The 15247-nt window shown below is 75.7% G+C and carries 10 protein-coding genes; 4 read left to right on the forward strand and 6 right to left on the reverse strand.

Features of this window, described 5'->3' with window-relative positions; all coding sequences use genetic code 11:
• Positions 1–75 precede the first annotated feature (75 nt).
• Both Sru01_RS24755 and Sru01_RS24760 read right to left on the reverse strand, forming a co-directional pair.
• Entirely contained in the window at positions 76–2049 is a 1974-nt protein-coding gene (locus Sru01_RS24755) for an ABC transporter ATP-binding protein (RefSeq protein ID WP_203990243.1), read from the reverse strand.
• Positions 2050–2059: 10 nt separating this feature from the next.
• Positions 2060–2278 (reverse strand): hypothetical protein, encoded by a 219-nt coding sequence (locus Sru01_RS24760; protein WP_203990244.1) that lies wholly within the window; start codon positions 2276–2278, stop codon positions 2060–2062.
• A 200-nt stretch (positions 2279–2478) separates the two neighbouring features.
• Here Sru01_RS24760 and Sru01_RS24765 point away from each other — a divergent pair, with 200 nt between their 5' ends.
• Complete coding sequence (locus tag Sru01_RS24765) at positions 2479–5463, forward strand: lantibiotic dehydratase (protein WP_203990245.1); 2985 nt, start codon at positions 2479–2481, stop codon at positions 5461–5463.
• Positions 5460–6752: a lanthionine synthetase C family protein gene (locus tag Sru01_RS24770; protein WP_203990246.1), complete on the forward strand. Its 1293-nt coding sequence runs from the start codon at positions 5460–5462 to the stop codon at positions 6750–6752. The genes Sru01_RS24765 and Sru01_RS24770 overlap by 4 nt, the downstream gene beginning before the upstream one ends.
• Before the next feature lie 266 nt (positions 6753–7018).
• Here Sru01_RS24770 and Sru01_RS24775 read toward each other — a convergent pair whose 3' ends face one another.
• The 3 genes from Sru01_RS24775 to Sru01_RS24785 form a co-directional block, all read right to left on the reverse strand.
• Positions 7019–7870 (reverse strand): nitroreductase/quinone reductase family protein, encoded by an 852-nt coding sequence (locus Sru01_RS24775; protein WP_239137712.1) that lies wholly within the window; start codon positions 7868–7870, stop codon positions 7019–7021.
• Positions 7871–8372: 502 nt separating this feature from the next.
• Positions 8373–10568, reverse strand: coding sequence for an NACHT domain-containing protein (locus Sru01_RS24780; protein ID WP_203990248.1), 2196 nt, complete (start codon positions 10566–10568; stop codon positions 8373–8375).
• A gap of 92 nt (positions 10569–10660) precedes the next feature.
• Entirely contained in the window at positions 10661–11485 is an 825-nt protein-coding gene (locus Sru01_RS24785) for an SDR family NAD(P)-dependent oxidoreductase (protein WP_203990249.1), read from the reverse strand.
• 186 nt (positions 11486–11671) lie between these two features.
• On the opposite strand from Sru01_RS24785, the gene arfA reads away from it, so the two are divergent.
• Positions 11672–13162, forward strand: a complete 1491-nt coding sequence (arfA, locus tag Sru01_RS24790; protein WP_203990251.1) for an arabinosylfuranosidase ArfA — start codon at positions 11672–11674, stop codon at positions 13160–13162.
• 38 nt (positions 13163–13200) lie between these two features.
• Complete coding sequence (locus Sru01_RS24795) at positions 13201–13698, forward strand: MarR family winged helix-turn-helix transcriptional regulator (protein WP_203990253.1); 498 nt, start codon at positions 13201–13203, stop codon at positions 13696–13698.
• Positions 13699–13814: 116 nt separating this feature from the next.
• Here the strand turns inward: Sru01_RS24795 and Sru01_RS24800 are convergent, their stop codons facing one another.
• A complete protein-coding gene (locus tag Sru01_RS24800; RefSeq protein WP_203990255.1) occupies positions 13815–15194 on the reverse strand; it encodes a DUF4142 domain-containing protein in 1380 nt (459 codons plus the stop codon).
• Positions 15195–15247 lie beyond the last annotated feature (53 nt).

Raw genomic sequence — 15247 nt, forward strand, 5'->3', positions numbered from 1 at the left:
AACTACCCCTGGATGATCAATATTACTCTCCGTGAGCATTCGTGATCGGCAAAGCCCGGCCGCGGGCGCGCGGCGTCAGCGCCGGTGCGCCACCCGGCCGCGCGCGGCGGGCCGGTGCCGGTCCGGGGGCGCGGCGGCGGCCCGGTCGAACTGGGCGGCCTGCAGCCGGTACATCTCGGCGTACGGACCGCCCGCCCGCATGAGCTCGTCATGGGTGCCGTGCTCGGCGACCCGGCCGGAGTCCAGCACGTAGATGCGGTCCGCCCGCGCCACCGAGGCCAGCCGGTGCGTGACCAGGATGACCGTCCGGCCGTGGGCGGCCAGCGAGGCGACCTTCTCGAAGACCTCCACCTCCGCGCGCGGATCGAGCGCGGAGGTGGGCTCGTCGAACACCAGCACCGGCGCGTTGCGGAACCACGCCCGGCCCAGGCCGATCCGCTGCCACTGGCCGCCGGACAGGTCGGTGCCGCCGAGGAACTGCATGGCCAGCAGGGTGTCCCAGCCATGCGGCAGCCCGGACACCACCGCGTCGGTGCCGCTCTCGAACCCCGCCCACCACAGGCGGTCGCGGTCCGCCGCCTGCTCGGCCCGGCCGATGGTCAGGTTCACCCGGGCCGTGGTGGGCCAGCGGGCGAAGTCCTGCGTCATCAGCGCGACGCGGTCGAACACCCCCTGCCGGTTCAACCGCCCGATCGGCACGCCGCCCCACCGCACCTCGCCCGAGGTCGGCAGGTAGAGGCCGGTCAGCAGCTTGGCGAGCGTGCTCTTGCCCGAACCGTTCGCGCCCACCAGCGCGACGATCTCGCCCGGCCGGATCCGCACGTCCACCCCGTCGAGCGCCAAGCGCTCCTGGCCCGGGTAGGCGAACGTCAGCCGGTCGGCCCGGATCTCCACCGGCCGCGCGGGCAGCAGCACGTCCCCGCTGCGCAGCGCCCGGCCGGCGGCCTCCCGGCACGCCTTCTCCCAGTCGAGGACGAACAACCCCTGCTCGTACACCTGGTTGACGGACATGACGAGGTTCAGCAACCCCGCCTTCGCGGTGCGGATGGCGATGACCGCGGTGCCGGCCACCGCGAGCGGCACCGTCCCGGCCAGCAGCAGCCAGCCGAGCGTGACGTAGGTCAGCACGACGGCCGTCCCGGACACCGCGTCCCCGGCCAGGGCGAGCCGGGCCTCGCCGCGGCCGAGCCGGGCCTGCTCCCGCTCGGCCGTCCCCGACAGCCGCTCGTAGTGCCCGAGCAGGAAACGGCCGGCGCCGTGCGCGCGCACCTCCGGCGCCACGTCCGGCCGGGTGAGCAGGCCGCTCAGCACCTCCAACTGGCGGGTCAGCTCGATGTTGCGCTTGGCGGAGGTGAACCTGGCGCGGGCCGCGCGGACCGCGCTCCAGCCCTTCGGGACCACCGTGGCGGCCAGCAGCGGCAGCAGCAGCGGGTGCAGCACGCCGAGCACCCCGGCCACCGCGACCAGCCCGGTCAGCCCGCCGAGCAGTTGCACCGCCCCGGTGACCACCAGGCGGGTGGCCCGGGTGCCCTGGCGCGCGGACTCCACCAGGTCGTGGAATCCGGGTTCCTCCAGGGCGGCCAGCTCGGTCCCGGCCGCGTGCTCCAGCAGCCGGGTGTAGGCCCGGCGCTCGATCGCCGGCCCGAGCCGGCTCACCGCCGCCGTGCCCGCGGCCCGGGCCGCACTGGCGGCCGCCGCGGCGGCCGACAGCACGGCGATGGCGGGCCCGGCGGCGAGCAACCCCGCCGCCGACGGCCCGCCCGCCAGCAGCGGGGTGAGCACGTGGTAGGTCGACAGCAAAGTCACCGCGGTCGCCGCGCCGGCGACGACCTCGGCGGCCACCACGGCGGCCAGCGGACCCGGCGCCGCCTCGCGGCCCAGCCGGGCCGTCACCGCGACCAGGGCGGGCAGCTCGCGGGCCATGGTGAGGAAGCCGGTGCGCGTCCCCGCGCCCTCGTGCCGCGTCCGGCCGCCCTCAAGGCGGATGCCCCGTCCGAACAGCTCGTCGTGCCCGGCGGAGGCCGGCCCCCCCGTGGCGTGCCGCCCCACCGGTCGGCCGTCAGTAGCACATGCCGGGGGCCTGCCGCCCGTAGGTCGGGGTGCACCCCCCGCAGTTCTGCGTCGCGGCGCAGGTGCCGCTGTACGACACGTTGGTGGTGCAGGTGTAGTCGCTGCCGCTGCACGCCTGGATGGCGGCCGGGAGCTCGGCCTCCAGCACGAACTCCAGGTCCAGATCGAAGATGTCCGCGTCCAGGTCCAGCTGCGCTACCGGGCTCATATGTCCCCGTCCTTCCGTTGCTCGGTTTCATCACCACCGATCGGCCGGTCATCCGGCATCGGCGGTGGAAAGGAACCTACGGGCCATGACGGGAGGCACGGCGAAACTTCCAACAATCTTGAACCATGGCCCCCTCGCCCGCCCGGCCTCGTAGGTTCGCGGTGCCGGAAAGGGCAGGTCACCGGAGACGGGGGAAGACGATGGAACAGTTCGGTGCCGCCGGCCACGCGCTGCTGCGGATCGCCACACTGCCGGCCGGCCGGGTGGCGGCCACCCGGGACGACGGCGGCGACCCGGCCGCCCATCTTCGCGCGCTCACCGCCGACCCGATGGTCCGGGAGGCGATCACCGTGTCCAGCCCGGCGCTGGCGCACGTCCTGGACGCGGTGCACGACGGCCGGCCGGTCGAGGAGCGGCGGCTGCGGCGGGCCGTCCGGTCCACCACCCGGTACGTGCTGCGCATGGCCACCCGGCCCACGCCGTTCGGGCTGATGGCCGGGGTGGCGGCCGCCGGGTTCGACGACGCCGCCAAGATCCGGCTCGGCGACCGGCCGGCCAAGGGCGTGCGCCCCGACGCCGGGTGGCTGCTGGCCGTCGTCCGCGACCTGGAAGGCGACCCGGCGGTGCTGCGCACGCTGCGCGTGGTCCGCAACGATCTGTGCGCGGTGCGCGGCGACCGGCTGGTGCTCGCGCACCTGCCGCGCAACGTCGACTCCTCGGCGGCCCGCGAACTGTCCATCCGGATGACCCCGCTGGTCGGCGTGGCGCTGGCCGGCGCCGACCGGCCGGTCCGGTTCGCCGACCTGGCCGCCTCGCTGGCCGAGGCGTTCCCCGGCGCGGCCGCGGCCAAGATCGAGAATGTCCTCGCGCAGCTCGTCGAGCGGTCGGTGCTGCTGACCGAGCTGGTGCCGCCGGACGATGCCGCCGACCCGCTCGCCCATGTCATCGGCCTGCTGCCCCCGGACGCGGCGGCCGGGCTGCGCGAGGTGGCCGCCGCGGTGGACGCCTACGCCGCGGCGCCGGCCGGGGGCGGGCTGCCCGCCTGGCGGGAGCTGACCGCCGCCACCTCCCGGCTGCGCGCCGAACACCGCTCGCCGCACGTCGACCTGCGATGCGACGCCGACGTCCGGCTGCCGGACGCGGTCGCCGCCGAGTTCGCCGCCCTCGGCGCCCTGCTGGCCCGCCTCACCCCGCCGGGCACCGGCACCGCCGCCCTGCGCGCCTACCACGACGAATTCCTGGAACGTTACGGCACCGCCCGGCTCGTCCCGGTACGCGAGCTCCTCGACCCGGAGCTGGGGCTCGGACTTCCCGCGGGGTACCAAGGGTCGGAACGCCCGGAGGTGGACGACGAGCCGGACCGCTTCCGCGACCGGGTGCTCGGCGAGCTGGTACAGGGCGCGCTGCTCGACGGGGCGCGCGAGATCGAGCTGGACGACACCGCGGTGGACCGGCTCGCCCACCGGGACGACGGCCGGCTGCCGCCGGTGGTGGAGATCGGCGCGCATCTGATCGCCGCTTCGACCGAGGCCCTGGACGCCGGCGACTTCCGGCTCGTGCTGGCCAACATGCCGATGCCCCGCCGGGCCGGCGCGCTGAGCGGCCGGGTCGCCTACCTGCTGGACGACCTGCGCGACCAGGCCGCCGCGCTGTGGCGGGAGGCCGCCGCCGCGGTGCCCGCCCAGGTGACGTTCGAGACGAACTGGAGCCGGAACGCCAACGTGGCCCGGGCGCCGATCGTGGCCGCCCATCGGCTGCCGGTGGGCGGCTTCGCCGACCGGGGCGATCCGGCGGTACTGTCCCTGGACGACCTGACCATCGGCTCGACCGGCGACCGGATGTTCGTCTACGCCCCCCGGATCGGCGCGGAGGTCGCACCGGCCGTGCTGCACATGCTCGTCCTGCGGTACAACTCCCCCGCCCCCGCCCGGTTCCTGTGCGAGGTGGCCTCGGCCGCCCGCCGCGCGATCCACCCCTGGGACTGGGGGAGCGTCGCCGCGACGCTCCCCTACCTGCCCCGGGTTCGCCGCGGCCGGCTGGTGCTCTCCCCGGCCTCCTGGCGGATCGCCGCCGAGCTCAACGACCTGGAGCTGCCGCAGGACACCTGGAACCGGCTGTTCGACCGGTGGCGCGAGCGGTGGGGGGTACCGCGCGAGGCGTATCTGACCAGCGGCGACAACCGGGTCGGCCTGGACCTGGACGCCCCGGTGCACCGGGAGCTGCTGCGGCACGAGCTGGCGCGCCGGCCGGGCTCGCTGCTGGTGGAGCCGCCCGGCGGCGCCGGTTTCGGCACCGGCTGGCTGGACGGCCGGGCCGGCGAGCTGGTCGTCACGCTGCGCTCGGCGCAACCGCCCGCCCCGGCGGTCCGCGGGCCGGTCCGGCTGCCGGTCCGCACCCGGGCCCGGGCGGTCCGGCACCATCCCGGCGGCGAGTGGCTGTTCGCCAAGCTCTACGCCGCGGCCGGCCGGCAGACCGAACTGCTGCGGGACCGGCTGCCGGTGCTGACCGACGCGTTGCCCGAATGTGTGGATCGATGGTTCTTCATCCGCTACTTCGACCCCGCCCCGCACCTGCGCCTGCGCTTCCACGGCGACCCGGCGCGGCTCGCCGCCGAGGTGCTGCCGCTGGTGCACGACTGGTCGGCGGACCTGTGCCGGGCCGGCCTGGCCCGGGCGATGCTGCTGGACGCCTACGAGCCGGAGGTCGACCGCTACGGCGGCCCGGCGGCGCTGGAGGCGGCCGAGCGGGTGTTCCACGCCGACAGCGTGGCGGTGCTCGCGCAGCTGCGGCTGCGGCTGGACCTGCCCACCGGCCTGCTCGCCGCCGCCAACCACGTCGACCTGGTCCGGGCGTTCGACCCCGAGCACGGTGACGACTGGACGGCGGCGCGCGGCTCCGCCGAGCACCACGCGGCGTTCCAGGCGATCCGGCGGACGGCGATCGGTTTCATCGGCGGCGCGGACCTGGACCCGCGGGTCGCGGAGATCTGGCGGGCCCGCCGGCCGGCCGTCGCCCGATACGGCGAGCTGGTGCGCGCGCTCAGCCGGGGGGCGTCCCCGGCCGCGCTGCTCCACATGCACCACAACCGGCTGGTCGGGGTGTCGGAGTCGTCGGAGGGCGCCTCCTACGCCATCGCGCGCGGCGCCGTCCGGGCGCTGCGCGACCGCGCGAGGCACGGCCGGTGAGCGCGACGCTCTCACCTGCCGCCCTGGCGGCGCGGGCGGCGGAGATCGTGGCGCGGGTCGCCCGCGGCCTCGCCGACCCCGGCGAGGTCACCGCGATCACCGGGGCCGCCGTGGACGTCTTCCCCGACGGCGAGGTGCCGATCTGGTATCCCGGCTCGCTGAACGAGGGGCCGCTCGGCGTCGCGCTGCTGCACGCCGAGCTGGGCGACCGCGCGGCGGCGCACGCCCATCTGAGCGGCGCGGCCCGGTTCCTGGCCGGCCCGGAGGGCGCCCGGGGCCGCTCGCTGCTGACCGGCCTGCCGGCCCTGCTGTTCGCCACCCGCGCGGCGGTCACCCGGCCGGGCGACTACGCGTCCCTGCTGGCCCGCATCGAGCCCCAGGTGCGCGCGATGACCCGCGGCCGGGCCGCCGAGGAGCGGGAACTGCCGGCGGCCGGGCCGCCCGGGACCCGGTTCACCGCCTACGACGTCATCGAGGGCCTCACCGGACTCGGCCGCCTGGTGCTGCCGTACGGCGACACCGAGGCCCTGACGTACCTGGTCGCCCTCACCGAGCCGATCGAGCTGAACGGCGCCCGCGTCCCGGGATGGTGGGTGCGGCACGCGCCGATCCAGGGCCGCCCGGACGGCGGCGGCCACTTCAACCTGGGCCTGGCCCACGGCATCGCCGGCCCGCTCGCGCTGCTCGCCCTCGCCCACCGCGACGGCGCGCGCCCGCCCGGCCTGGTCACCGCGGTCGAGCGGATCGCCGGCTGGCTGCTCGGCTGGGAATCGGCCGGCGGGTGGCCGTTCACCGTGACACCGTGCCGGCAGGCCGCCGGACCGCCGGCGCCCGGACCGCCCGCCCGGCCCGGCTGGTGCTACGGCACCGGCGGCATCGCCCGCGCGCTGTATCTCGCCGGGACCGCGCTGGACCGGCCGGACTGGCGCGCCGCCGCCGTGCTCGCGCTGCGCCGGGCGCTGGAGCAGCCCCTGGACGAGTGGGGCATGACCGACGCCGGCCTGTGCCACGGCTGGGCCGGCATCTTGCACGTCACCTGCCTGATCGCCCGGGAGAGCGGCGACCCGCTGCTCGCGGCGGGGGCCGACGCGCTGGCCGGGCGGCTCATGGAGTGCTTCGAACCGGACGCGCCGTTCGGCTTCCGCTACGCCGTGGCGGGCGAGGCGCGGATGGCGCCGGACCGCGCCGGGCTGCTGGACGGGGCCACTGGCATCGCGCTCGCCCTGCACCACTACGCGACCGGCACCGCCCCGGCGACCGGCTGGGACGCCGCGCTGCTGCTGAACTAGCCACCGGCCGTGACGGCCATCTGTCCGTCTCCGTCTCTGTCTCCGTCTCTGTCGCCGTCGCCGTGACCGCTGACCGGCGACCGGCGACCGGAAGGCGTCCTGCTCCGACTCACCCGGGACGGCCGGCTCCAGACGCCACCGAGGGAGTGCGCGGCCACGCCGTCCTCGGTGCTCGGGATGTGCGTGATGTTCAGGATGTCGCCTTTCAGGGTTTCGGGGGTGCGGCGGCGGGTCCACCCGGCCGCTGCATGGGGGTACGAGCCCGGTCAGGGGCTCATCGCGTTGAGGATGGGGACGAGCCGCTCCTCCTCGTGGTCCAGGTGTGCGGTGAGCTCGGCGACCAGCCGGTCCACCTCGGCCAGCACCGTTGCGCGGTCACCGGCGCCGCCTTCGGAGACGACCTCCCGCAGCCGGCCGACCAGCCAGGCGACGACCTCGTGCTCCTCGCGCAGCCGGGCCATCGTGCCGGCCAGCTCGGGGTGCCGGGCGTCCATCGTGGGGAACATCGCCGCGTCCTCGTGCCCGTGGTGCATCTCCAGCCCCTGGCACAGCGTCAGGCAGTTGACCCGCAGCTGCGCGCCGAGGCCGCCGGGCCCGGACTCGGCGACCTCCCGGCGGATCAGTTCCAGCTCGCGGCGGAACGCCCCGTGGATCGCGATCAGCGCGTCGCCGAACCGTCCCGGCGGCGGCCCGACGTCCGCCCGGACCAGCGCGACCACCGGGATGACCCGCTCGGTCTTCGCCTGGTAGGCCCCCCAGCCGGGGTCGGCCTCCACCGCCCGGGCGAACGCCCGGTCACGCTCGGCACCGCCGAGCACCGTCGCGTCCGCCTGGTAGGTGAAGGCGCCGTCCTCCACGGTGACCCGTGGCCGGGCCACCAGGTTGTGGTACCAGGCCGGGTGCCGCGGCCCGCCGCCGGCCGAGGCGATGATCAGGCGCCGGTCGCCGTCCGGCAGGTAACCCACCGGCACGGTGTGCGGCCGGCCGGTGCGGGCGCCGACGGTGGTCAGCAACAGCAGCCGGGCGTTCTCGAACGGGCCGGCGACCCGGCCGGCGTTGGCGCGGAACTCGTCGATGATCCGCTGGTTGAAGTCGTGGAACTCGTTCAGATCGGGCAATGCACTGCTCCAGGGCATGGTGGCGGCCGCGCCGGCGCGGGCCGCGGAATGGATCGGTCGGCAGACCAGGGCCGGGCACCCGGTACGGCCCCACGCGACCGCCGCGCCGGACGCCGGCGCGGAGAGAACGGCGCATGGCGAACCGGCGGGGCGGCAACGAAAGGGCCGGGAAGGCGTGCCCGGGGGGCGGCCATCGCAGGGGCGATGGCCGTCGAAGGGACGGCGGCGCGCGACGTCCCCGGACACCGGCGGGCCGGACCGAGGCGACGATGCCGACCGGGGCCGGTGGACGGCCGGTCAGCTCCAGGGAAGGGGTGTCACCACGGCGAACGGCGGCCGGGCGCGGGAACGGCGCGCGGGCGCGGTGCGATCAGGCGTGGTCCGTGATGTAAACGCTCACGACATCATCCCCTTGTGATCGGGGTGCCGCCCGCCGGCGGGGTGATGTCCACCGCGGCAGCTCGGCACCGCTGATCATTACAGCCCGCCGTCCCCCCGCCTGTCAACGCCGCCGGGACCGCGGCCGCCCGGACCGCCGGCCGCCCGGCGTCGCCCGCCCGGCCGAAGGGCCGGTGACCGGCGGTCGCGCCGGCGGGGTGGTCACCGGCGGTTCCGCCGGTGGGGCGAGGAAGTCCTGCAGCTCCCGGTGCCGGAACTGGTAGGCCACCCCGGCCACCCGGAGCAGCCCCGCCCGGCGGCCCCAGTGCAGGAACCGGCCGAGCCGCCACGGCAGCCACCGGTCCGTCCACCGCCGGGTACAGGCCAGCATCGCCAGGTAGCGGAACCCCGCGAAGCCGCCCAGCAACGTCACCGGGATCGCGAACGCGGCACCGGTGCCGACCGCGGCCACCGGACCGTTGACCAGCAGGTCGGGCAGCCCGAACCAGGCGCCGGCGAAGATCCCGCCCACCACGCCGAAGACCGCGTCGGTGCGCAGCACGTGCCGGGGATCGCGGGCCTGTCCGGTGGCGGGCGCGTGGAAGGCGGCCATCACGCCGAACAGCAGCCCCGCCAGGGCGAGGTAACCGGCCAGCGAGGCGGCCCCCTGCGGATTCCAGACCACCACCTTCCCGCCATAGAACACCAAACCGGCCATCGTCCCCAGAACGCCGATCGCACCGAAGACGAACCCGATCACTGTGCAGGACAGGATGGTGTGCCGCAGCGCCCGGCGCCCGGCGGCACTGCGCAGCCGGCGCGCGTCGAAACGGCTGGGCGGCGTCGACGTCCGCCAGAAGCCCATGGTCACCGAGACGAGTGCGGACACTCCGAGCATGGCCTGATCCGTGAGGTCGGGCGTCGACGACCGCCGCACGACGACGAGCAGCGCGGCGTAGCCGGCCGCCACGCCCGCGGCGGTGACCAGTCGGGGGGACAGCGCGCCGGCCAGCGGCCACAGCGCGTGCGGCGCCAGGTCGGTCGCCGAGAGCCGCCGGCCGCCGAGCGCGCGGCCGGCGGCGTTGGCGTTCAGATAGGCGGCCAGCGTGGCGAGCCAGCGCCGTACCCGCTCCGGGTCCGGGTCGCCCGGTGCGGGCGTCCGGGCCAGTACGGACGGGATGAGCAGCTCCAGCAGGTGATCGCGGACCGCCTCGGGCGTCCGGGCGGCCAGGCGCACCAGGTCGGCCGGGTCGCGCAGGAAGGTGAGGTCCGCGGCCCGCTCCTCGTAGACGATGGCGGCCAGCGTGAGCCGCCACGGGGTGGCGAGCCCGGCGGCGAGCGGCCCGCGCGGCGCCCGCTCGATCTCGGCCAGCACCGGTTCCCACCGGTCCGGGTCCTGCGCGCGGCGGGCCAGGAACGTGCGGGCGGCCCGCCCGGCGACCGGACGGATCTCCACCTGGGCGGCGTCGCGCACCCAGATCTTCAGTTCCTTGACCCGCCGGTACTGCTCGGTGCGGCAGGTCAGCACGACCGGCGCCCGGCCTTCGACGTCCTGGTAGGCGTTGACGGCCATGATGACCCGGGCGATCCGGTCGGCCGGCGGCTCGGCCCCGTCCTCCGCCGGGTCGTGCCGCTCGTCCAGCTCGTCCAGCCCGTCCAGCACCGGCATGACCAGTCGCGCGGCGATCAGGGCCTCGGCCTCGGCCCGCGGCGTCCGGAATACCTCGGTGAGGTGGCGGAACAGCCACTGCCGCACCGCGACCGCTGCGGGCGGCGTCGTGTCCAGCGACGCCGCGGAAATACGCACCGGCACGGGCTCGCCCGGTGCGCGGCCGTCCAGCAGCCCGAGGATCAGCTCGACGGCCAGCACGGTCTTGCCCGCCCCGGGCGCCCCGGTGATCACCATGCGGCGCGGGTCCAGCTTGCGGTGGTACGCCACGATCTCGGTCAGCCGGCCCTCGGGCTCGGCACCGGCCACCCGGTCCACCGGCCTGCCGTCCAGCGCGTAGTCCAGGTCGATCCGGCCGGCGTCGGTACCCAGCATCTGGACGCGCGCGGCACTTTCACCCGTCAGCACCGCCAGCCGCAGCCGGGCCGCGGCCGCCTCGATGTCCGACTCCTGCCAGCGGGCGGCCCGGACGGCCATCCAGCAGGAGAACAGGCTCAAGCACAGCCCCGCGGCGCCGATGACCAGCCCCGCCGGGTCGATGTCGCCGGCCCGCAGGTCGTATCGGACCACTATCGCCACGGCACCGGCGAAGATGATCACGGCCATCGCCGCCCATAAGCCGGCCATCCGGCGTCCGATCCACAGCTGCATGAACCAGATGATGGCTGGATGATCCGCTCATCCGCCAAAAATCCGACGCCCTGTCACCAAGGCGTGACGATCCGCACGCCCGGCGGCCGGGGTCAGCGCATCCGGATGATCTGGCCGGTGAGCCAACGGGCCTGGTGGGAGGCCAGGTAGGTGACCACCTCGGCCACCTCCTCGGGGGTCCCGACGTGCCGCAGCGGGCTGGAGGACTCGACGTGCGCGGCGATCTCCGGCGTGACCCAGCCGGTGTCGGTCGCCGGCGGCACCACGATGTTGGCGGTGATGCCGTACCGGCCCAGCTCGTGCGCGGCCGACATCGTGTAGTTCTCCTGGGCGGCCTTGGCGGCACCGTAGGAGACCTCCTCGGGGAAGCCGTCCGGGCCGCCGGAGCTCAGGCCGATGACGCGTCCCCAGCCGGCGCCGCGGGCGACGTGCCGGCGGGCCAGCTCGGCGATCAGCAGCGCGGGCGCCCGGACGTCCACCGCGAACAGCCGCTCGTGGCCGGCCGCGTCCACCGGGCGCAGCGGGCGGCCGAACCGGTCGCGCGCGTCGGGCAGGAAGGTGTCGCCCAGCCAGCCGCTGGCGTTGTTGACCAGGATCTCCACCGGGCCCAGCTCCGCCTCGGCCCGGTCGAACAGCCGGGCCGGCGCGGCCGGGTCGGCCAGGTCCTCCTCCACCGCGACGGCCTGCCCGCCGGCCGCGCGGACGCGCGCCACCACCTCGCCGGCGCCGGCGGCGCGCAGCCGGCCGTACTGCTCGGGAAAGGCCGGGTCGCCGGCGTACTCGGCGGCATCCAGCCGCTTGTAGGTGATCAGGACGCGCGCGCCCTGCCCGGCCAGTGCCACCGCGATCGCGGCGCCGATCCCGTGGTTCGCCCCGGTGACCAGCGCCACCCGCCCGTCCAGCCTCGGATCGATCATTCGGCCACCCTGCCTGCCCGCGCCCGGCGGGCGCCACCGGTTTTCGCCGCCGGCGCGTGCGCCACCACCCGGGTGAGAGGTCTTGACCTGCGGAGTGGTAGCGCTAACAATCCTAATGATCCCGCACGTCCCCCGCGGCGGGCGGGAAGCGCTCCGGCCGCGCGGGCACCCCTGAGGAGTCCCACGGTGCATCAGGCTCAGGTGACCATCGACCCGGCCTTCCGCGTCGGGCCGGTCCGGCGCCGGACGTTCGGCGCGTTCATCGAGCATCTCGGGCGGTGCGTCTACACCGGCGTCCACGAGCCGGGGCATCCGGCGGCCGGCGAGGACGGCCTGCGCCAGGACGTGCTGGCGCTGACCCGGGAGCTCGGCGTGTCCACGGTGCGCTACCCGGGCGGCAACTTCGTGTCCGGCTACCGCTGGGAGGACGGGATCGGGCCGGTGGCCGAGCGCCCGCGCCGCCGCGACCTGGCCTGGCACACCACCGAGACCAACGAGTTCGGCGTGGACGAGTTCATGCGCTGGTGCCGGCGGGCCGAGGTCGAGCCGATGATGGCCGTCAACCTCGGCACCCGGGGCATCGAGGAGGCGCTGGACCTGCTGGAGTACTGCAACCACCCGTCCGGCACCGCGCTGTCGGACCTGCGGATCGCCAACGGCGCCAAGGATCCGCACGACATCCGCATGTGGTGCCTCGGCAACGAGATGGACGGGCCCTGGCAGCTCGGGCACCGCCCGGCCCGCGAGTACGGGCGGCTGGCCGCCGCGACCGGGCGGGCCATGCGGATGGCCGACCCCGGCCTGGAACTGGTCGCCTGCGGCAGTTCCGGCACCGGCATGCCGACCTTCGGCGCCTGGGAGGCCACCGTGCTGGAGGAGACCTACGACGTCGTCGACCTCATCTCCGCCCACGCCTACTACGAGGAGAAGGACGGCGACCTCGGCGGGTTCCTGGCCTGCGCGGCCGACATGGAGCACTACATCGACACGGTGGTGGCCACCGCCGACCACGTCGGTGCCCGGCTCCGCTCCCGCAAGAAGATCGACATCTCGTTCGACGAGTGGAACGTCTGGTACATGAGCCGTTCCATGGCGGCCGGCCCGCCCGAGGGGTGGCCGGTGGCGCCGCCGCTGCTGGAGGACCACTACCATCTGGCCGACGCGGTGGCCGTCGGCAGCATGCTGATCACCCTGCTCCGCCACACCGACCGGGTGGCCGCCGCGTCGCTGGCCCAGCTGGTGAACGTGATCGCGCCGATCATGACCGAGCCGGGCGGGCGGGCGTGGCGGCAGACCACCTTCCATCCGTTCGCCCAGGCCTCCCGGTACGCGGCCGGCGAGGTGCTGCGGCTCGCGGCGGTGTCGCCGGTGTACGAGACCGCCGCCTACGGTGAGGTCCCGCTGCTGCACGCGGTGGCCACCCACTCCGCCGAGGGCACCACGCTGTTCGCCGTCAACCGGGCGACCGACCGGCCGCTGGTACTGGACATCGACGCCCGGGCCCTGGGGGACGTGCGGATCGTCGAGGCCGTCACGCTCGCCGACGACGACTTCTACGCGGCCAACACCGCCGACGACCCGGACCGGATCGCCCCCCGGGCCAACCCGGACGTGCGGCACGACCCGGCGCGGGTGGTGCTGCCGCCGGTCTCCTGGAACGTCATCCGGCTGGGCTGACCCTCCGGCGGCGGCGCCGAACGTGTAGAACACCTTTCATGCAACATGACGACACCGCCGCCGACGACCTGGCGGCGGTGACCTCCGCCGTGCTGACCGCCTCCCGGCTGCTCGTGGGGATCTCGGCCCGGTCGCTGGCCGCCGCCGAGGACCGGGTCACGGTGCCGCAGTTCCGCATGCTGGTGGTCGTCGGGCAGGGCGAGACCAAGCTGGTCGCGCTCGCCGACCGCCTGGGGGTCAATCCCTCGACCGCCATGCGCATGATCGACCGGCTGGAGGCGGCCGGCCTGGTCAGCCGGGAGGTCAACCCGCGCAACCGTCGGGAGACCGTGCTGCGGCTGACCGGCGAGGGCCGCCGCATCGTCCAGGACGTGACCGACCGGCGGCTGGCCGAGATCTCCGCGATCGTCGCGCGGATGGCGCCGGACCAGCGGCGGGCACTGGTGACCGCCATGCGCGCCTTCACCGAGGCCGGTGGCGAGCCGCCGGCCGGCGCATCCTTCCCGCTCGGCTGGCCCGAGGCGCCACCGGCCTGACCACCGCCCGGCCCACCGGGCGCGGACCGGCGGGCGCGGACCGGCGGGCGCGGACCGGCGGGCGCGGACCGGCGGGCCGAGTCGCCGGGCCGGGTCGCCGGGCCGGTTCCGGTGCCTCACATACCGTGGCCGTTCATTGCGTACTCGTCCGAATCGCCGGACAGGGGCAGGCCGGACAGGGGCAGGGATGTGGCCGGAGGCGCGCTCGGCGCCGGGCCGCCGGGCGGCGCCGGCCGCGGCGCGGAGGTCACCGGCGGCGCGGAGGGCAGAGCCATCGGGCCGACCAGACCGGTACCCTCCAGCAGCGCCATGTGCGTTCCGACGAACCGCTGGGCGCGGTCGGCGAAGGCCCGGACGAGGGTGTTGCGGGTGGTGGCCCGGACCTGGGCGATCACCGGGAACACCTTGCCGTGCGCCAGCCGCAGCCGCTTCACCGCGGTGCGGTCGTAGTCGAGACCGGACTTCCCGGAGATCTCGGCGATCCAGCCCCGCTGCTCCTCGGTGGCCTCGTCCGGCAGCGGCACCCGCAGCCGGGCCGCCACCGAACGGACGTCGGCGTCCAGCCGCACGTGCTGCCGGGAGATCTCGCCGAGGTTCCGCCGCGTCCTGGACCGCGACGCCCGCCGCTCCGCCTGCCGGCCGACCGGGATCTCCCACAGTCCCGCCTGGCGGACCTTCACCAGCAGGTCCAGGTCCGCGCCGCTGAGCGGGCCGTACCCGGTGGCGGCCGGTCCGTCCACCCGGATCCGGTCGGCCGCCGGATGGCCGTTGCCGAGCCGCGCGTTCAGTTCCTCGACCGGCGGCGCGACCGGTGCGGGCTCGCCGGAGGGCACCACGTCCGGGGCGGTGAGCACCGGCGGCGGAGGCGGTATCGCCGACGGGCCGGCCAGGCCGGTGGCCTCCAGCATGTCCATGTGGTCGTTGACGAAGCGGGCGGCGCGCTCGGCGAAGTCGCGGATCAGCGTGTTACGGCTGGTGGCCCGGACCTGCGCGATCACCGGGAACACCTTGCCGTGCGCCAGCCGCAGCCGCTTCACCGCGGTGCGGTCGTAGTCGAGACCGGACTTCCCGGAGATCTCCGCGATCCAGCCCCGCTGCTCCTCGGTGGCCTCGTCCGGCAGCGGCACCCGCAGCCTGGTGGCCACCGAACGGACGTCGGCGTCGAGTTTGCGGTGCTGGCGGGCGATCTCGCCCAGGTGCTCGCGGGTCTTCGCCCGGGACGCCCGGGTCCTGGCCTCGTCGCCGACCCGGGTCTCCCACAGCCCGGCCTGCCGGACCTTGACCAGCAGGTCACGGTCGGCGCCGCTCAGCGGGCCGCCGCGGGCCGGCGCGAGCGGCACGCCGCCGGCGGGGGTCGCCGTGGGCGCGGCGAAGGCCGGGGCGCCGGCCGCCGTGGCGCCGTCGGTCCCCTGGTCGCCGGCGCATCCACCGGTGAACTGGATCGCGGCGAGACCGCTCGCCGCGGCGAGCGCCACCCGGGTCTGCTGAAGTCGCATGTTCCGTCGTCCCATCTGCGCGGCCGAAGGCCGAGGATCCTCCCGGCGTCATC

The sequence above is a fragment of the Sphaerisporangium rufum genome (assembly GCF_016863395.1).
In the GTDB taxonomy this organism is placed as follows: domain Bacteria; phylum Actinomycetota; class Actinomycetes; order Streptosporangiales; family Streptosporangiaceae; genus Sphaerisporangium; species Sphaerisporangium rufum.